This is a genomic window from Vibrio sp. 1078-1 (genome assembly GCF_033340475.1).
The window spans coordinates 1-18,540 of record NZ_JAWOWM010000013.1; the positions used below are offsets into that span (position 1 = coordinate 1).

Consider the following 18,540-nt stretch of genomic DNA (forward strand, 5'->3'; position numbering starts at 1 on the left):
GTGCCGACTACCGGAATCGAACTGGTGACCTACTGATTACAAGTCAGTTGCTCTACCTACTGAGCTAAGTCGGCACACTTTATTCTTTGTGCTTTTGTCCGTGTTATAACATTTCGTTAAGACACCAACAAATCAAATTGTGGTGCCCGGAGGCGGAATCGAACCACCGACACGAGGATTTTCAATCCTCTGCTCTACCGACTGAGCTATCCGGGCAACGGAGCGCTATTAAACGGATTTTCCCGCGTTGCGTCAACCACTTTTTTTAAATAATTTCAAAAAAGTGGTTGTTCGAACGCTTTTTATTCAACTGTCACTACAAAGTTTGCTTCGAGTTAAATTCCTTTTTGAAATTTGTAACTTTTTCTAGGTAGCGACGCGCTTCTGCGTTCGGGTGTTTCTTGGTTAACGCCCAATAAACTTGGTTGGGTTGCAATGAATTAAGATCTTGCATTGCGCGTTTGCGATCACTGCGATGAAATGTGTTTAAAACTCCTCCAGTACCGCCATTGTAAGCTGAAATCATGCTGTACTCGAGAGAGGTAGGGTGGCGGACTTCTCTTAAATAACGATTTTTTAAGATATAGAAATACGCAGTACCAGTATCTATGTTGTTTTCTGGATTAAACAAATATTCAGGGCTTGGTTGGCCCGAGCGCTTTTTCACGAGTTTGAACACATCTCGTCCCGCTGTTTTAGGTACAACTTGCATTAGGCCATATGCATTTGCCCAACTTACCGCGTATGGGTTGAAACTGCTCTCGGTTTTAATAATGGCGTATATCAAGTCTTCTGGAATGTCGTATTTCTTGGAAGCTCGACGCACGATATCGGCGTATTGGTAGCTGCGTGTTGAAAAGTGGTCTTCAACCATGGGAATTTCGACGTAATACGCTTTCTTGAAATCTACATTTTTGGTTTTTATTTTATTTGCGATGAGGTATTCCGCAAATCGGTTTGCCCGCCAAGACCATTGAATTGGCTTATTGTCTTGGTCGACAACTTGTTTATACAGGAATGGTTGCCCCTCTAACGTGATACCTTTAGAGGAGAATAAGTCGACGTGCGCGGGATCGTCTGGTGTTAATAAGGTGGTGACAATCGCGTCTTTTAGGTGTTTTTGGGGCTCGGTCGGTGATACGGTCTCTATCGTGATCACGCCTTTGCGAAAGTCGACCTCGGCGCGGCTAAGGTAGTTATCGATGTACTTAACGTAATTACTCTTGCCAGCGTACTTGATTTCTTTTTTACCCCAGCGCTTTTGAATATTGCCTGAAAAGCTATTGATTAAGGCATCTAGCGCCGCAGTATCTTTTTCAAATTGTCCTGGTAGCTCAGCTAAGTTATTGGCAAAACGGTTTGTTGGCTCGTAGTTGACGTCATAAATCTTTTCGACGAATTCACGGCTACAGCCTGCCATTAAAAGTGCGGCAGCAATAAAGACAATTTTTTTCATAAGTATCAGAGTTATTGAAGGTAATAGAAAAATGACACCACAAATGGTTGTGATGTCATTGTTTAACTCAAGCGACTTTATTCGCTCGGAGGTGTGTAACCTTCGATATGAACGTCTTTTCCTTCAAAGAGGAAATTTACCATTTCTGTTTCGATCAGTTTGCGGTGTTCTGGATCCATCATGTTGAGTTTCTTCTCGTTGATCAACATGGTTTGTTTGTGTTGCCACTGAGCCCACGCTTCTTTCGAGATGTTGTCGAAAATGCGTTTACCTAGTTCACCAGGGTAAAGTTGAAAGTCTAGACCTTCGCCTTCTTTCTTTAGTCGAGCACAAAATACAGTGCGGCTCATAATGACTCCTTGTATTCAATTAACGAAGTTCGTGGGGTAGCGTTTCCAGCAATAGTTTTACTGGCGCGGCTAAACCGACTTCTTCAGGTTTAGATAAGTTATACCAAAGACCTTTGTTGCCTTCCATTATCACGTCCGGTTGCTTTGATAAATCAATCAAAATTGGCGTGATATCTAGGTGGTAATGGCTGAATGTATGACGAAAGGTAATCAGTGTTTGCTTCTGTTTGATATTGCTGGCTTGAATGCCGCGTTGATCCAGTAGCAATTCAATGTCGCTTTCTGCATCCACATGTTCGGTTTGTGGGAAGCAGAATAAGCCACCCCAAATGCCTGTTTGTGGTCTTTGCTCCAACCACACCTCATGACCATTTTCGGTGTTGTGGTGAAGCATCACGAAACGAGTTTGCTTGATTGGCTTATCTTTCTTCGGTTTTTTGCCCGGGTAGTCGAGCACATTACCTTGTTGCTTTGCCACACACAGATCAGCAACAGGGCAGAGGCTACATTTGGGTTTGCTGCGTGTGCAGACCATTGCGCCCATGTCCATCATTGCCTGGTTATACTTATCTACATCCGTTTGTGGGGTGTGCGTTTCGGCAATTTCCCACAGCTGGTTTTCAACCTTTTTTTGTCCTGGCCATCCTGCAACTGCGAAACAGCGGGATAGGGTGCGCTTCACGTTACCATCAAGAATCGCGTGTGGTTGTTTATACACAGACGATAAAATGGCGGCAGCGGTAGAGCGACCAATCCCCGGTAGGGCGTTCATTTTCTCTATATCAAGAGGAAACTCACCATTGTATGTAGAGGCGACCTCTTGTGCTGCTTTGTGAAGGTTACGGGCTCGGGCGTAGTACCCTAAGCCAGTCCAAAGGTGTAGGACTTCATCTTGCTCAGCATTGGCAAGATCGATCACGGTTGGAAAGCGCTCCAAGAAACGTTGGTAATACGGAATAACCGTAGTGACCTGAGTTTGCTGAAGCATAATTTCAGACAACCAGACACTGTATGCGGTCTTATTTTGTTGCCACGGAAGATCTTTTCTTCCATATGCGTCATACCATTCTAGGATGGCACTGGCGAAAGGTGTCACGACTTGCTCTGTATTCTATTATTGGTTAGGTGCAAAATTGCACCACATAATGGGCAAGAAGTACAACGGATAAACAGTAGGGATATAAAGAGGTGTGTCGTTGCTTTTGGGTTGCCATAGACCAAGAGCTCAACAAATACTTGCACCTAAGTAAATTCTTTGGATAATCCCCGCTTTGATTAATCAATGTGCAGGCAAAATCAATGAGTGAAGTAACCACTAACGAATACAACGAAGACGGAAAGCTGATCCGCAAAATCCGCAGCTTTGTACGCCGTGAAGGGCGTTTGACTAAAGGTCAAGAGAGCGCGATGAATGAATGCTGGCCTACGATGGGTATTGACTTCAAAGCTGAACTTCTCGATTGGAAAGAGGTGTTTGGCAACGATAACCCAGTAGTGCTTGAGATCGGTTTTGGTATGGGTGCTTCATTGGTTGAAATGGCAAAGAACGCGCCAGAGAAAAACTTCATCGGTATCGAAGTTCATAGCCCAGGCGTTGGTGCTTGTCTTGCCGATGCTCGCGAAGCGGGAATTACTAACCTGCGTGTAATGTGTCACGATGCGGTAGAAGTATTCGAACACATGATCCCAAATGGCAGCTTATCGACACTGCAATTGTTCTTCCCAGACCCTTGGCATAAGAAGCGTCACCACAAGCGTCGTATTGTTCAATTAGGTTTTGCGGAAATGGTGCGTGAGAAGCTTATCCCTAATGAAGGTATTTTCCACATGGCGACCGACTGGGAAAACTACGCAGAGCACATGATTGAAGTGATGAACCAAGCGCCAGGTTTCGAAAACATTGCTAAAGATGGTGATTTCGTTCCTCGTCCAGACGATCGCCCGCTAACGAAGTTTGAAGCTCGTGGTCACCGTCTTGGTCACGGTGTTTGGGATATCAAATATAAGCGTATTGCGTAACCAGAGGAGTTCATGGGATGTACCATTACGCGATATTAGCGAATCCGGGTCATAACCGAATTTACTTTGATAGCGCAATGACCATTGCCTGTTCTGAGCTAAAAGCAATTTTAGCTTCACAAGGCGTGGATGTGACAGAAATTGGTAGTAAAGACGTTGGCTTACCTGCTGCGTTGGTGTTTTCTTGTCAGGAAGCGCTAACCGATGAGCAGGCGCGAAGAATCGCAGCCTCTTCGATTTACTATGCGCTATTTGAAGTGCGCGAAGATGGTTTACTTCGACCAGTTCAAGCGCCCGTATTTAACACTTTCCCGGAAAGTATGAGCCAGATTTTGCGCTACACCGGGAAAACAAACGAGCAGTTTACCCGTTTGATGGTGAATATCGGCATTAGTGCGTCCAATACGGGAAGTGAACAACTGACCTTAATGGATCCAATGTGTGGTAAAGGTACAACCTTATTTGAAGGCTTGATCCACGGTTTGAACGTGGTAGGGGTTGAGATCAACGCCAAGTGGGTGCAAGAGATCCAGACCTTTATTGTTAAGTTCATGAAGAATGGCCGCTTTAAGCACAAAGTGAGCAAAGAAAAGCGCACTGCGGGTGGCAAGAAAGTGGCGGATGGTTTCGTGGTTGAAGCTGCAGCAAATAAAGAAGATTACAACCAAGGCAATCTTCAATTTATGAAGCTGTATTCGGCTGATACTCGTATCGCTGATCAAGTCGTGAAAAAGAACTCAGTTGATGTGATGGTGTCTGATCTGCCTTATGGCGTGCAGCACGGCAGCAAAAATGCCAAGGACAGCAAACTGAACCGTAGTCCACTAGAGCTTTTAAAAGAGGCTCTGCCTGCATGGAAAGTGGTATTGAAAAAGCAAGGTTCAGTGGTGTTGTCTTTCAATGAATTCACATTGAAATGGAAAGATGTCGCGGCATTATTTGAAGAGCAAGGTTGGAAGGTACTTTCAGAAGAGCCTTACATCGGTTATCTTCACCGTGTTGATCAATCTATCAACCGCAATATTATTGTGGCAGTAAAACCATAATCGACTTGAGTCGAACGAACCCTATGGAAAAGCCAACGACACGTTGGCTTTTTTTACCTCTGAGCTCAACGAGTTCTCTTGTAAATAGAAGGTAGAGAATGAAACCGACAGTGGAAATTTTGACAGATATTTTGGCGGAAGTACGCCCTTTAATCGGCCAAGGTAAAGTGGCTGATTACATTCCTGCTCTGGCAAAAGTACCCAGCAACAAGTTAGGTATTGCGGTATACACCAACGAAGGTGAGGTTATTAAGGCGGGTGATGCCGATGAACCTTTCTCTATCCAATCTATTTCAAAAGCATTGAGCTTGACGTTAGCGATGTGCTTGTACAAGCAAGAAGAAATTTGGTCTCGAGTGGGAAAAGAGCCTTCGGGGCAGGCATTTAATTCGCTAATCCAGCTAGAAATGGAGCAAGGTATTCCTCGTAATCCATTTATAAATGCTGGAGCGATAGTAGTGGCGGATTTGTTACAAACTCGCTTATCTGCGCCTCGTCAGCGCCTGTTGGAGTTTGTGCGTCAGCTTTCTGGTGATACCCATATTGTGTATGACAAAGTCGTTGCGGCATCCGAAATGATGCATGGTGACCGTAATGCGGCGATTGCATATCTCATGCGTTCTTTTGGCAACTTCGAAAATGAAGTGATTCCAGTACTACAAAATTACTTCCACGCTTGTGCGCTGAAGATGAGTTGCGTCGATTTGGCTAAAACGTTTAGCTATTTAGCAAACAAGGGCACATCGGTACAAACGGGCAAGCCTGTAGTTTCTCCTGTGCAAACCAAACAACTTAATGCACTGTTAGCAACGTGTGGCTTGTATGATGGCGCGGGCGAGTTTGCTTATCGCGTTGGTATGCCTGGTAAGTCTGGTGTTGGTGGTGGCATTATTGCGGTAGTACCTGGTGAAATGACCATTTCAGTATGGTCTCCAGAGCTTGATCCTTCAGGTAACTCGCTTGCTGGTACTAAGGCGCTTGAGCTGCTCTCAGAGCGAATTGGCCGTTCAATTTTCTAATGTTGGAAATGTGTCAACCTTATTTAGGATGGTACTGTTTCTAAATAAAAAGCCTCTCAATTGAGAGGCTTTTTTTGTTTTGGGGTTGCGTTAGTCTTCGCTTTCTTCGGCCATAAAGGCTTCGAGCAAATCATTAAGGAAGAGCTTCCCTTTTTCAGTAATTTGCCAATGGGTAGCCGTTTCACTCAGGTAGCCCATTTCTATCGCCCAGTCGATGGTTTCTTGAATCGTACTGAGCGGTAAGCCCGTGGTGTCCACATAATCTTGCTTCGGACAGGCTTCGATTAAGCGGAATCGGTTCATAAAAAACTCGAATGGACGATCTTCATCCGCGACGACATGTTCTGTATGCAGATAAGGTTTGACCATATTTTGATAAGCCGCTAAATAGCCTCGCGGGTGTTTTACCTTTGTCGTTCGAATAATACGTCCGTCGGTAAAACTGAGTTTGCCATGAGAGCCACAACCGATACCAAGGTAATCACCAAAGCGCCAGTAGTTGAGGTTGTGCTGACACTGATAGCCCGGCTTGCTGTAACCGGAGATTTCATATTGCACATAACCCGCGGCTGCAAGTTTTTGGTGTCCGAGCTCGAAAATATCCCACAAGTCATCATCGTCAGGTAGCGTTGGTGGCTTGTAGTAGAACATGGTGTTTGGTTCGATGGTCAGCTGATACCAAGACAAGTGCGGCGGTGCCAACTCAATCGCTTTGTCCAAATCTGCCAAGGCTTGTGCGATGCTTTGATCAGGTAAGCCGTGCATGAGATCGAGGTTAAAGCTGTTCAAACCGATTTGGTGCGCCAGCTTAGCAGCATTGACGGCTTCGTCTTGGCCGTGAATGCGCCCCAAACGCTCAAGCTTCTGCTGCTCAAAGCTTTGTACGCCGATAGAGATACGCGTTACACCAGCTTTGCGGTAGCCAACAAAACGCTCTGCTTCGATGGTGCCTGGATTCGCTTCCATGGTTATTTCGATTTCAGGCTTGAACGGGATACGCGCTTCAATGCCCTTAAGTAGACGCTCGATGCCTTCTGCCGAAATCAAACTCGGCGTACCACCACCAATGAAGATTGAATGCAGTGGACGTGGCGCTTCGTTAAGTCGGTATTTCTCAATGTCGGTATCCAAATCTTCTAAAAGGGCACTGATGTACTCTTCTTCTGGAATCTCGGTTTTGAGCGCGTGAGAATTAAAGTCGCAATACGGGCACTTTTGCACACACCACGGGATGTGTACATACAAGCTGAGTGCTGGGGGCGTTAACATGGTCTAATTCGCTCGTGATTACTGAGACACTTGCTCAGACAGTTGAGCAAACAACGACTTGAGCGCTTTACCGCGGTGAGACAGTTGTTTCTTACGTGCAGGTTCAAGTTCGGCTGACGCACAGTTGTCTTCAGGAACAAAGAAGATTGGGTCGTAGCCAAAGCCATTTTCACCGTGTGCTTCAGTTAGAATTCGGCCTTCCCATTTACCGTGACAGACGATAGGCGTTGGGTCGTTCTCGTGACGCATGAGGACTAATACGCAGTGGAAACGTGCTGTACGCTCTGCTTCTGGTACGCCTTCCATTGCCGCTAGCAATTTTTCTAGATTCTCTTGATCAGATGCGCTCTCGCCTGCGTAACGTGCAGAGTAAATGCCCGGAGCGCCTTTTAAGAAATCGACTTCTAATCCAGAGTCGTCTGCAATGGCAGGAAGCCCTGTTTCTTGTGCGGCATGGCGAGCTTTAATGATTGCGTTTTCAATGAAAGTTGTACCCGTTTCAGCTACTTCCGATACATTGAATTCACTTTGCGCTAATACTTCAAAGCCGAAGTCAGACAACAAATCTGCCATTTCACGAACTTTGCCTTGGTTACCAGTTGCTAGCACAATTTTTTTCATGGGAATCTCTTTTAATAGTGATAGAGGAGAACAAATCGTTCTCCTCTAGATATTCTTTAACTAATAAGTGGTTTTTAGCCTGCTTAGATCCAAAAGCTTTTGGAACATCACAACCCAATTACTCTTCAACATAAAACTTCTGGGTGAATTTAAGCTTACCTGAGCCTTTGTTTCCAGCTTTTACGTCAATATCGAAAGTAAAAGTTTCTTCGTGGGTAATTGGTAGTTCGGCTAAATAGTATATCGCATTGCCTTCTTTGACTTCACGAAAGGTCAAGGTCTGAGTTTGGCCGATAAGGTTCTTCGCGCGTCCAGCAATTTTTGCTTCTAATGCTGGCTTACCCAATGAAGCTCTATCTAACACGCTAATATTAACCACAGCGAGGTATCCATTACGTTTGATATCGTAGCTACGTGCGACTTTGGGTGTTAGGAATGTTGAGTTAAACGCGACATAGTGTACTTCGATATCTTTCATATTTTTAAACTGATCGGCGAAGCTTGGTAACGACAACAGGCTAATCAGTAATGCGGTAATCCATTTGCTCATTGTTACTTCCTCAAAGCACTTGTTATAAAACAACCATAGCTGCAATTTTACCTTGGTCAGGGGGTAAAAAATGCGTACTCAGTTGTTGGTATTAGTAAGTGTGGTACAAAATCGTAAATAAAAAGCCATCATATGATGGCTTTAATTTCTGTCGGTATCTGGGTAGGCGATTCTATCCGAATTTGTTTGTGCCGTCCTAATTCACCTTTTTCTATGTGAACCAAGCCCTTAGCGATTTTAAACTGCTTGGCTAAGAACTTAGTTAGGTGTGCATTAGCTTTGCCATCGACAGGTGGAGCAGTAATGGCGATTTTTAGCTCTTCACCATGCAAGCCAACGATTTTATCGCGGCTAGCTTTAGGTTGAATATAGAGCTTCAGGATGATGTCCTCACCATCTTGCCAAACTGCAGCTGACATTATAGCTGGAACCAAATTGGACCAATGATATCGCCCATTAAGAAGTTCGCGAACTGCAAGCCGATAAATAACACCAGTACGCTTAAATCAAGACCACCAATAGCCGGAAGAATACGACGGATTGGAGCGCACATTGGCTCGGTCAGTTGATGGAATACGTACTCGATAGGGCTGCGGCCTTGGCTTACCCAGCTCAAAATTGCACGGATCAATAGTACCCAGAACAATAGGCCACCTGCGGCTTTGATTAATGATAATAAGCCCAAGAATAAGAAGTCAGCGCTGAAAGAGACGGAACCGTTCGAAGCTATTAGGATAAGCACGACAAATTTAAGCACACACAACACGTAGGCAAACAACACGGTTGCTAGGTCAATATTCCCCACGGAAGGGATAACGCGGCGCAATGGACCAATGACCGGCTGAGTCGCTTTTACTATGAATTGCGAGAATGGGTTGTAGAAGTCTGCGCGCGCAGCTTGCAACCAAATTCGCAAAATTACGACCATGATGTACAGGTCAAATAGGGTTGAGATGAGAAAACTCATTGAATTCATAAGGTACCCTTAACAAGTGATGGATGATACTAAACGGAGTTCATCCAAATAATTAAAACAGTTTTTCCATTTCTTCCGCGCGAGCCACAGCAGCTTGCATGGCTTTAGCGACAATATCTGAAAGTTGATGTTCGTTGAATGTACGCAGTGCTTCTGCCGTTGTCCCACCTTTCGATGTTACGTTCTCACGCAGGGTCGATAGCTCAGTTTCTGGGTTGCTAACCACCATACTGGCCGCGCCCAGTGCCGCTTGCTGAACCAATAGTCGAGCGGTCTCTTTATCAAAGCCTTGCGCAATCGCTTCTGCTTGCATCGCTTCCATAAACAGGAAGAAGTATGCTGGAGCACTGCCCGCTGCGGCAATCACATTATTGATGCCAGACTCTTGCTCAACCCAGCATACTTTACCGACCGCTTCCATTAACTCTGCGGCAAAAGCTTTGTCGTGCTCGGTTACATGAGTTGGTGCGAACAACCCACTCATACCCAACCCAAGCTGTGATGGCGTATTTGGCATAACACGAACCAAGTTCAATTTGGTGGCTAGCATATCATCCAATCGTGAACAGTTGATGCCTGCGGCAATAGAAATCACCAGTTTATTAGTGAAATCGATCGATTGCAGTGGTTTACAGACATCCGCCATCATTTGCGGTTTTACAGACAATACCACCACATCCGCCTCGGTCGCAGCTTGGATGTTATCGCTGGTGGTACGGATGCCAAAATCTTGTTCTAGCAGAAGGCGACGAGCCTCTGAAGGAGCCGTTGCGGTAATGTTTTGCGCTGGGTATCCGTTAGCAACCAAGCCGGAAACAATGGCTCTCACCATGTTGCCAGCACCAATGAAGGCGATTTTTTTATGTTCCATTTGTCTGATTTCCATCATGATATTTAGAATTTGTTGTGCGCTCAGGTGTATAATGGCGCCGCTGTTACTTACTGCTCCTATTGGCGAGTAAGATGATTGCGCATTTACGCTCTAACGATTGACGACATAACTTATGTCGCGAGTGAGCGTTTTGTTGATTTAGCTGTAGTCTCGTGCGCCGAAAATAGCGGTTCCAATACGAACCATTGTACTACCAGCTTCGATTGCAGCGGTCATATCACCACTCATTCCCATTGATAATGTATCGATTTCTGGGAACTGTGCTTCGAGTGTTTGCTTCAACGTAGCCAACTTCTGAAATTCACGGAGTTGTGATTCGTAGTCAGACACGTTGGCAGGAATCGACATCAACCCTCTTAAAGTGAGGTTGGGTAGGCGAGAAATCAACTCCGCCAGCTCGAATACTTCCGCTTCAGTGACACCAGACTTAGATGCCTCACCACTGGTGTTAACCTGAATCAGAACTTGTAGCGGTTTAAGTTCGCTTGGCCGCTGATCATTCAGGCGTTGAGCAATCTTGGTTCGATCGATGGTGTGAACCCAATCGAAATGTTCAGCAACAAGTCGCGATTTATTGGATTGAATCGGGCCAATGAAGTGCCATTCGATTCGATTATCTGGATAATGCTCGGCAAAGTGCTGAACTTTACTGACGCCCTCTTGAACGTAGTTTTCACCAAAGGCGGTTTGTCCCGCTTGGTAGGCTTCGAGAATTGCCTCGACAGGTTTAGTTTTGCTTACCGCTAGAAGTTGCACTGACTCTGGAGTTCGACCACATTTTTGCTCGTCATATCGAATTTGAGAGGTGATATGTTCAATATTTTGTTGAATACTACTCATAGCTGTACTTTAGACTTAAGGATTTTAAATGGATATCACTGAGTTACTGGATTTTAGTGTAAAACATAATGCCTCGGATCTACATCTTTCTGCAGGTGTCCCACCAATGGTTCGTATTGATGGGGATGTGAGAAAACTAGGCATTCCAGCGTTTACACACCAAGAAGTGCATCGTTTGGTTTTCGAAATCATGAACGATGCCCAACGCAGTGAGTTCGAAGAAAAACTCGAAGTCGATTTCTCTTTTGAGTTGCATAACGTTGGCCGTTTCCGTGTCAACGCTTTCAACCAATCTCGCGGTTGTGCGGCAGTATTCCGTACCATTCCAAGTAGCATTCCAACTCTGGAAGAGCTAGAAGCGCCAGAGATCTTCAAAAAAATTGCGAACGCTGAAAAAGGCTTAGTTCTGGTCACTGGCCCAACAGGTTCAGGTAAATCGACGACCTTAGCAGCCATTGTTGACTACATTAACCGTAATCACAACAAGCACGTACTCACAATTGAAGATCCGATTGAATTTGTTCACAACAACAATAAATGTTTGATCAACCAGCGTGAAGTTCACCGTGACACCCATAGTTTCCAAAACGCACTGCGCAGCGCATTGCGTGAAGACCCGGATGTCATTCTGGTTGGTGAGATGCGTGACAAAGAAACCATCAGCCTTGCGTTAACGGCGGCGGAAACGGGGCACTTAGTGTTCGGCACGTTACATACCAGCTCGGCGGCAAAAACCATTGACCGTATTATCGATGTGTTCCCTGGCAGCGATAAAGACATGGTGCGCTCGATGCTTTCTGAATCCCTTCGTTCGGTTATCGCACAAAAATTATTGAAACGTAATGGTGGTGGCCGTATTGCATGCCATGAAATTATGATGGCAACGCCTGCGATTCGTAACTTGATCCGCGAAGACAAAGTCGCGCAGATGTATTCGATCATTCAAACAGGTGCGGCTCACGGCATGCAAACCATGGAGCAAAATGCTCGTCAGTTAATGGCGCAAGGCATGGTTGCTCGTGAAGAGGTCGATAGTAAGATCGGATTAGAAGTGCAGCAATTCTCGTAACGTTCATACAGATAATGGTGAATACGGAAGATGGATCTAGATAAATTTCTCGAAGGCATGTTGGCGCTGAAAGCGTCGGATCTTTACATCACGGTTGGAGCGCCAATTCTATTTCGTGTGGATGGCGAATTGCGTCCGCAAGGGGAAAAACTCACCGAGAGTGATGTGGCTGCATTACTCGACAGCGCTATGGAACCAGATCGGCGTCAGGAATTTCGTAAAAGTCGCGAGTCGAATTTTGCCATTGTGAGAGATTGTGGTCGCTTCCGTGTGAGTGCCTTTTTTCAACGCGAGTTACCAGGCGCAGTGATTCGTCGTATTGAAACTAATATTCCTACTTTTGAGCAGTTAAAGTTACCGTTAGTGTTGCAAGATTTGGCGATAGCTAAGCGTGGTTTGGTGCTGGTGGTCGGTGCTACTGGGTCGGGTAAATCGACCACCATGGCGGCGATGACAGGCTATCGAAACAGCAATAAAACCGGGCACATTTTGACGGTCGAAGATCCGATCGAGTTCGTGCATGAACACAAGCGCTGTATCGTGACTCAACGTGAAGTTGGGTTAGATACGGAAAGCTATGAAGTTGCGCTTAAAAACTCGCTGCGCCAAGCACCAGATATGATTTTGATTGGTGAGATCCGTAGCCGTGAAACAATGGAATACGCGATGACCTTCGCCGAAACGGGTCACCTGTGTATGGCAACGTTGCACGCCAACAATGCAAACCAAGCTTTAGAGCGCATTCTTCACTTGGTACCGAAAGATCAAAAAGAACAATTCTTGTTCGATTTGTCGATGAACCTAAAAGGCGTGGTTGGTCAGCAGCTGATCCGAGATAAAAATGGGCAGGGACGTCATGGTGTATTTGAGATCTTGCTAAATAGTCCACGTGTGTCGGATTTGATTCGTCGCGGAGATTTACATGAGTTGAAGTCAACCATGGCTCGCTCAAATGAGTTTGGTATGCTGACGTTCGATCAATCTCTTTATAAGTTAGTGATGCAAGGTAAGATCAGCGAAGAGGATGCACTACATAGTGCCGACTCAGCGAATGATCTGCGCTTGATGTTGAAAACGCAGCGTGGTGAAGCATTCTCTACGGGCAGTTTGGCGAACGTTAAGATCGATATGGATTAATCCAATCCAGAAACAAAAAAGGTTGGCAGGAGCCAACCTTTTTTCATTGTGCTTGAAGTGTTTACTCACCCCAAAGAGCTTCAAACCAGCTTTCTAGAATCACCACTGCTGACTGGCAGTCAACATTACCTTTCGATAGGGCTTTGTAGCCGCCCATGCTGAACAACTCCGCACGAGCTTCTGCAGTAGATAAACGCTCATCATGCAGTTCAACAGGCAATCCGTATCGGCCTTGCAGACGCTTAGCAAATTTTCGTGCACGAGGGGTTATGGTCTCAAGGTCTTTACCATGCAGATCGGTCGGTAAACCGACCACTAGCAAATCTGGTTGCCACTCTTTGATTTGCTTTTCGATATCGTCCCAGTTTGGAATACCGTCATTGGCTTTAAAGGCTTTTAATGGGGAAGCTGTACCAGTAATTTCTTGGCCAATAGCGCTACCAATGCTTTTGGTTCCAAAGTCAAAAGCCATAATTGTGCGTGACATAAGGTGTCTCTATCTAATGTAACTGTATATTTGGACTAAGCATGTCCAGAGTCTGCTGAAAGGTGACTTGGGTCGATACCCAGCTTTTCGACCGCTTTCTTCCAACGCTCGTTGATTGGTGTATTAAAGATAATTTCAGGCGTCGCTTCAATGGTGAGCCAAGAGTTTTCGACCAGCTCACTTTCTAATTGGCCTGCACTCCAACCGGAGTAGCCAAGTGCCACTAAGTAATCACTTGGTTCTGCTTCTGTTCCTAACACCGACAGAATATCACGCGAAGTGGTTACCGCGAGGTCATCGGTCATTTGGACGCTGGACTCGTAGTAATCTTTGGGTTTATGCAAAATAAAACCACGATCTTCCGAGATTGGGCCGCCATTGTAGACTGGTCTATCTAGACTGGCTTCAAACAGGCGAGGGTGTACTGGCTGAACTTCCACCTGCTTGAGCATGTTGCCGACGGTGATATCAACAGGAGCATTGATCATCAGCCCCATAGCGCCGTCTTCGTTGTGCTCACAAACGTAGATCACGCTGTTTTGAAAGTACGGATCTTTCATCCCAGGCATGGCAACCAAAAAGTGATTTGTGAGATTCATACTCATACTGACCCTTAACTCTCGTAAATGCCCTTAAGCAAACATCATACAGTTTACCATCTAGGTATGTGCATGAGTTTGCTTAAGTTAATGTACTACGCTCTCTATTAACTGTAATACAGTTTGAGTTATTCGCCTTTTACTCGACGCTCAATCGCATCCATCAGCTTGCCTGTGATTGAGATATCAAAAGCTGCTTCAATTTCGCGAATACAGGTTGGGCTGGTGACGTTGATTTCTGTTAGCTTGTCGCCAATTACGTCAAGGCCAACAAAGATAAGGCCTTTTTCTTTCAATGTCGGAGCAACGGTTTGCGCAATTTTGAGGTCGGTTTCGCTTAGCGGACGAGCTTCACCAGTACCACCAGCGGCTAGGTTGCCGCGCGTTTCGCCTTTAGCAGGAATGCGTGCTAGACAGTAAGGCATAGGTTCGCCATCTACCACTAAGATACGTTTGTCACCGTTGCTGATATCTGGCACGAAGGTTTGCGCCATTGCGTAGTTTTGACCGTGGTTAGTCAATGTCTCGATGATCACAGAGACGTTTGGATCGTTTTCTTTTACACGGAAGATGGACGCGCCACCCATACCATCAAGCGGTTTCAGGATGACATCACCATGTTTTTCACGAAATTCTTTAATTTTCTCTGCTTTTCGCGTCACGATCGTTGTAGGTGTCAGCTCTGGGAACCATGCCGTAAACAGCTTTTCGTTACAATCACGTAAGCTTTGAGGCTTGTTAACGATCAGTGCACCTTGTTCTTCTGCACGCTCAAGGATGTAAGTCGCGTAGATGTATTCAGTATCAAACGGAGGATCTTTACGCATTAGCACCGCGTCTAGCTCAGACAGTTCGATAGTTTGCTCTGATTTGAACTCGTACCAACCGTTTGGATCTTCTTTTAGTTCTACCACTTTAGTATCTGCAATGGCAACGCCTTGATCGAGATGCAGATCATTCATTTCCATGTAGTGGATTTCATAGCCGCGTCGTTGCGCTTCAAGCATCATGGCAAAGCTAGAGTCTTTTTTGATGTTAATGGACGAGATTGGGTCCATTACGATACCGAGTTTGATCATTATTTTTCTCCGTTTTAACCAAGATCGCCGAAACGAACTTGTAAGGCTGTAATTGCTGTCAGAGCCGCTGTTTCGGTACGCAGAACGCGAGGGCCGAGTAGCGTTTCTTCAAATTGGTATTCTCGAGTCATCTCGATCTCTTCAGACGATAAACCGCCTTCAGGACCGATCAGTAGGCGCACTTTTTCAACCGGGGTTGGCAAAGTGTTGATTGAGTATTTAGCACGAGGGTGAAGGTTAAGCTTTAAACCATCGTACTCTTCTTTACACCACTCTTCCAAGCTCATAATTGGACGAATTTCGGGCACGACATTACGCCCACATTGCTCACAGGCACTGATGGCGATTTTCTGCCATTGCGCGAGTTTTTTCTCAAAACGCTTTTGGTCAAGCTTGACGCCACAACGTTCAGAAATCAGAGGAGTGATGGTATTGACGCCAAGTTCAACAGACTTTTGGATGGTGAACTCCATCTTATCGCCACGTGAAATGACTTGACCAAGGTGCAGATCTAAAGGGGATTCAATACTGCTTTCTACACGCTCGGTGATGTTAACCAAAACTGATTTCTTGCTGACTTCACTGATAACCGCTGGGAACTCTGCGCCACTGTCGTCAAAAAGGAGAACGTCTTGGCCTTCTTTCATGCGCAAAACACGACCGATATGGCCTGCTGCGTCGTCACTTAAAGCAAGTGAGCCAAGTTGATGAATGGTTTCTGGATGATAAATTCGAGGGGTACGCATGAGATTTCCAGCAAGAGAATAAACTTAAACCCTAACATGGATGCTTTGCACCGAAAAAACAAGGGGCAAGAAGCGTTTCAATATCAGTAATTGAAACGCTTCGAGGTCGGAGGTTACAGTGCGCGGCAGGCTTCTTGAACAAATGGGTTGTGATTGCCCTGTACTTTTGCAATGCGCTCGTCACGCTCACATTCCCATTTATCGACAGGATAGGTTTTGTTCCAAGCACTCATTAATTGCGTTTGCTGCTTCGACAGTTTGAAACCGTACTCTTTGCTCATGTATAGATAGGTACGAGCAATTGAGCCACGCGCACGGTCTGGTGGCGTGACTTTACGCTGCTTAAAGTTCACTTGCATCTCACAGCGACCATAACTCACGCCATCCATACCGTTCCATTGGCTGAAGTTGTAGTTCGAACGGTCACCGTTTACTTCACCAATAGCAGGAGTTAGGTTGTGCAAGTCTGCTTCCATCAAACGAAAAGTTTTGTCTTTTTTCTTACAGTTTTTACGTCCGCCATCTTGCCAGCATTGACGCTGGTGGCCAAATTGCCACGCAGGAACAACGTGCTCCCATTCGATTCGTGCAGCCCGTTTTTCTTGTTTACGGACTTGGTAACCGCAAGAGGCTAAATCGGGTAAGCCTTTCTTGCCTTGCCATTGAATGTTACAGCCACAGTAGAAGCTTGTTGGATGGTCTTGATAAATTTTGACCGCCTCACGTTTGGCAGCAGAGAATGAGCTCGGTGGCGCGGCAATCGCAGTGCTAGAAAGCGCGATAAGCAACAGAGAGAGTAAGTATTTCATGATAAAAGTCTTTATAAAGTATGACTTTATTCATGATAACACGCACAAAATAGCTTTAGTGATGAGTAAGTTAACAATAGTTGGCGAAGGGAAGGTTTTGATCAACTCGATCTTTATTTTGGGAACGCAAGTAACACTATGAGGTAAGGGCTACGATAATTGAATACCGGTGAAGTTAAGTGGTTGGCGGCATTTTTGACAAGAGTACGTCGCCTCTTTGCGCAGCACTTTATTATGACGGCGAATCGATAGAGGGTAGGTCATACAACCACAACGATACTCAAAGGTTTTACCTTGAACGGATTTTACTTCAAAGCTGTGAGTGGTTTTGGCTGGTACGTTAAATACGGCTTCCATGACGCCTTTCCATTCTTTACCGTGAGGCCTAACTCGCCCGTAAACCTGATAAGTAATCAGGTGTGCTACTTCATGAGGAATGACTTCATCTAAGAATGCTTGGGTGTTTTCGCGAAATAAAACAGGGTTTAGGCGTACTTGATTTAATTGAAGGTAGGCTTTTCCTGCCGCTTTCCCACGGACGTCGAAGGTGATTGTTGGAATCGGGAAAGAACGTTTGAAAGCTTGTTCCGCCATCGCGATACAGCCCGCCATCACTTGCTTGGCTTTATAGCTGAGTTCTATATCCACAATTCACCTCGATAAATCAAATAAAAAAGCCCCCGCATTTGCGAGGGCCAGATCATAGCATCAGTTAATTATGGTGTGTGTTTTTTCTTGATGGTGGCATGGTAAGCGTGCCATGTACCGTAGCCTAGAATTGGCATGGTAAACAACATTCCGATCCCGTAGGTCGCAAAGCCGATAAGAATACCGCCACAGATGATCGCTGCCCAAACAATCATTGCTGGAATGTTGGATTTCACTGCATTAAAGCTGGTAAATACAGCGGTCATCATGTCTACGCGACGCTCCATCATGAGCGGAATAGAAAAGGCTGAAATACTAAACACCACACAAGCCAAAACAAAGCCAACTAAAGAGCCGATGACAAGGAAGGGTAGAAACTCACTTAAAGGTGCCCCTTGAACAGAAGGGTAGAGCGCATGAAGTAGAGCGGCAATGCGCATCCAAAATATCATACACACTGCGAGTAACACGGCGAACGCCCATTGAGATGTTGAGTTACGACCGATCGCTTTCATTGAATGGAACAAGCTTGCTTTGTGTCCGCGCTCTCTCTCCCAACTGGCATCATACAAGCCGAGCGCGAGAAACGGACCGATTAACATGTAAACAATCAAACTGGGCATGACGACCAAGTGTGTGCCTTGCCACTGTACGAGCAAAACAATGCCTATGGCTGCTGCCATAAAACAGATGCCATAGAAAGCACTAATAAGCGGCATTCGCACGAAATCATGCAGACCTAATGCGAGCCAATGAAAAGGTGCAGAAAGATTGACCGTATTGCACGGTATGGTTCTGGCGTATTCGTTGTCTGGCACTTCCTTTCGCTTGTTGTGGAAGTCCGATGGATTAACAGTTCGAGGCATAACTCCTCCTTGATTTATTCCCACATTATCCGCTTATACCAACTGACAGCGGTTTTTGTTCA

The 18,540-nt window shown here is 45.5% G+C and carries 22 protein-coding genes and 2 tRNA genes; 5 read left to right on the forward strand and 19 right to left on the reverse strand.

The window, feature by feature from the left end:
* Position 1 precedes the first annotated feature (1 nt).
* The 5 genes from R7190_RS19740 to mutY form a co-directional block, all read right to left on the reverse strand.
* A tRNA-Thr gene (locus tag R7190_RS19740) sits at positions 2 to 74 on the reverse strand.
* A 66-nt stretch (positions 75 to 140) separates the two neighbouring features.
* Positions 141 to 216, reverse strand: a tRNA-Phe gene (locus tag R7190_RS19745).
* Between the two features lie 100 nt (positions 217 to 316).
* Complete coding sequence (gene mltC / locus R7190_RS19750; protein ID WP_005381001.1) at positions 317 to 1,456, reverse strand: membrane-bound lytic murein transglycosylase MltC; 1,140 nt, start codon at positions 1,454 to 1,456, stop codon at positions 317 to 319.
* Positions 1,457 to 1,533: 77 nt separating this feature from the next.
* Positions 1,534 to 1,806, reverse strand: a complete 273-nt coding sequence (locus R7190_RS19755) for an oxidative damage protection protein (protein WP_005381002.1) — start codon at positions 1,804 to 1,806, stop codon at positions 1,534 to 1,536.
* A gap of 19 nt (positions 1,807 to 1,825) precedes the next feature.
* A complete protein-coding gene (gene mutY, locus R7190_RS19760; RefSeq protein WP_017635575.1) occupies positions 1,826 to 2,902 on the reverse strand; it encodes an A/G-specific adenine glycosylase in 1,077 nt (358 codons plus the stop codon).
* 203 nt (positions 2,903 to 3,105) lie between these two features.
* Between mutY and trmB the strand changes: the two genes are divergently transcribed.
* The 3 genes from trmB to glsB all read left to right on the forward strand — a co-directional run bounded on the left by trmB (position 3,106) and on the right by glsB (position 5,890).
* The gene (gene trmB, locus R7190_RS19765; RefSeq protein ID WP_005384506.1) at positions 3,106 to 3,825 is read left to right on the forward strand and encodes a tRNA (guanosine(46)-N7)-methyltransferase TrmB; all 720 of its coding nucleotides are present in this window, start codon (positions 3,106 to 3,108) and stop codon (positions 3,823 to 3,825) included.
* A 17-nt stretch (positions 3,826 to 3,842) separates the two neighbouring features.
* Positions 3,843 to 4,871 carry a TRM11 family SAM-dependent methyltransferase gene (locus R7190_RS19770; RefSeq protein ID WP_005384509.1) on the forward strand — a complete coding sequence of 343 codons (1,029 nt, stop codon included), beginning with the start codon at positions 3,843 to 3,845 and terminating at the stop codon, positions 4,869 to 4,871.
* 98 nt (positions 4,872 to 4,969) lie between these two features.
* Positions 4,970 to 5,890, forward strand: coding sequence for a glutaminase B (gene glsB / locus R7190_RS19775; RefSeq protein ID WP_005381007.1), 921 nt, complete (start codon positions 4,970 to 4,972; stop codon positions 5,888 to 5,890).
* 90 nt (positions 5,891 to 5,980) lie between these two features.
* On the opposite strand, the gene hemW is transcribed toward glsB, so the two are convergent.
* From hemW to R7190_RS19810, 7 genes are all read right to left on the reverse strand, one after another.
* Positions 5,981 to 7,159: a radical SAM family heme chaperone HemW gene (hemW, locus tag R7190_RS19780; RefSeq protein WP_186584654.1), complete on the reverse strand. Its 1,179-nt coding sequence runs from the start codon at positions 7,157 to 7,159 to the stop codon at positions 5,981 to 5,983.
* Between the two features lie 18 nt (positions 7,160 to 7,177).
* A complete protein-coding gene (locus R7190_RS19785) occupies positions 7,178 to 7,780 on the reverse strand; it encodes an XTP/dITP diphosphatase (RefSeq protein ID WP_005381009.1) in 603 nt (200 codons plus the stop codon).
* A 118-nt stretch (positions 7,781 to 7,898) separates the two neighbouring features.
* Positions 7,899 to 8,330: a DUF4426 domain-containing protein gene (locus R7190_RS19790; RefSeq protein WP_005381010.1), complete on the reverse strand. Its 432-nt coding sequence runs from the start codon at positions 8,328 to 8,330 to the stop codon at positions 7,899 to 7,901.
* Between the two features lie 128 nt (positions 8,331 to 8,458).
* Complete coding sequence (gene yggU, locus R7190_RS19795) at positions 8,459 to 8,749, reverse strand: DUF167 family protein YggU (protein ID WP_005381011.1); 291 nt, start codon at positions 8,747 to 8,749, stop codon at positions 8,459 to 8,461.
* Positions 8,749 to 9,306: a YggT family protein gene (locus R7190_RS19800; protein ID WP_005381012.1), complete on the reverse strand. Its 558-nt coding sequence runs from the start codon at positions 9,304 to 9,306 to the stop codon at positions 8,749 to 8,751. Before R7190_RS19800 ends, yggU begins: the two co-directional genes overlap by 1 nt.
* 52 nt (positions 9,307 to 9,358) lie before the next feature.
* Entirely contained in the window at positions 9,359 to 10,177 is an 819-nt protein-coding gene (proC, locus tag R7190_RS19805) for a pyrroline-5-carboxylate reductase (protein WP_005381013.1), read from the reverse strand.
* 159 nt (positions 10,178 to 10,336) lie between these two features.
* Positions 10,337 to 11,038, reverse strand: a complete 702-nt coding sequence (locus R7190_RS19810) for a YggS family pyridoxal phosphate-dependent enzyme (protein WP_005384521.1) — start codon at positions 11,036 to 11,038, stop codon at positions 10,337 to 10,339.
* Between the two features lie 28 nt (positions 11,039 to 11,066).
* On the opposite strand from R7190_RS19810, the gene R7190_RS19815 reads away from it, so the two are divergent.
* A complete protein-coding gene (locus R7190_RS19815) occupies positions 11,067 to 12,107 on the forward strand; it encodes a type IV pilus twitching motility protein PilT (protein WP_005381015.1) in 1,041 nt (346 codons plus the stop codon).
* Positions 12,108 to 12,137: 30 nt separating this feature from the next.
* Complete coding sequence (locus tag R7190_RS19820) at positions 12,138 to 13,244, forward strand: PilT/PilU family type 4a pilus ATPase (RefSeq protein ID WP_005381016.1); 1,107 nt, start codon at positions 12,138 to 12,140, stop codon at positions 13,242 to 13,244.
* A gap of 61 nt (positions 13,245 to 13,305) precedes the next feature.
* Here the strand turns inward: R7190_RS19820 and ruvX are convergent, their stop codons facing one another.
* The 7 genes from ruvX to R7190_RS19855 form a co-directional block, all read right to left on the reverse strand.
* Positions 13,306 to 13,731, reverse strand: coding sequence for a Holliday junction resolvase RuvX (ruvX, locus tag R7190_RS19825; RefSeq protein WP_005381017.1), 426 nt, complete (start codon positions 13,729 to 13,731; stop codon positions 13,306 to 13,308).
* A gap of 35 nt (positions 13,732 to 13,766) precedes the next feature.
* Positions 13,767 to 14,330, reverse strand: coding sequence for a YqgE/AlgH family protein (locus R7190_RS19830; RefSeq protein ID WP_005381020.1), 564 nt, complete (start codon positions 14,328 to 14,330; stop codon positions 13,767 to 13,769).
* 128 nt (positions 14,331 to 14,458) lie between these two features.
* On the reverse strand, positions 14,459 to 15,409 hold the full coding sequence (gene gshB, locus R7190_RS19835; RefSeq protein WP_005381021.1) for a glutathione synthase: 951 nt from the start codon (positions 15,407 to 15,409) through the stop codon (positions 14,459 to 14,461).
* 14 nt (positions 15,410 to 15,423) lie between these two features.
* Positions 15,424 to 16,155: a 16S rRNA (uracil(1498)-N(3))-methyltransferase gene (rsmE, locus tag R7190_RS19840; RefSeq protein WP_053350809.1), complete on the reverse strand. Its 732-nt coding sequence runs from the start codon at positions 16,153 to 16,155 to the stop codon at positions 15,424 to 15,426.
* Between the two features lie 113 nt (positions 16,156 to 16,268).
* Positions 16,269 to 16,964: a deoxyribonuclease I gene (endA, locus tag R7190_RS19845; RefSeq protein WP_318137591.1), complete on the reverse strand. Its 696-nt coding sequence runs from the start codon at positions 16,962 to 16,964 to the stop codon at positions 16,269 to 16,271.
* A gap of 150 nt (positions 16,965 to 17,114) precedes the next feature.
* The gene (locus R7190_RS19850; RefSeq protein WP_005381025.1) at positions 17,115 to 17,612 is read right to left on the reverse strand and encodes a SprT family zinc-dependent metalloprotease; all 498 of its coding nucleotides are present in this window, start codon (positions 17,610 to 17,612) and stop codon (positions 17,115 to 17,117) included.
* A 68-nt stretch (positions 17,613 to 17,680) separates the two neighbouring features.
* On the reverse strand, positions 17,681 to 18,478 hold the full coding sequence (locus R7190_RS19855; protein ID WP_005381026.1) for a DUF2189 domain-containing protein: 798 nt from the start codon (positions 18,476 to 18,478) through the stop codon (positions 17,681 to 17,683).
* Between the last annotated feature and the right edge of the window lie 62 nt (positions 18,479 to 18,540).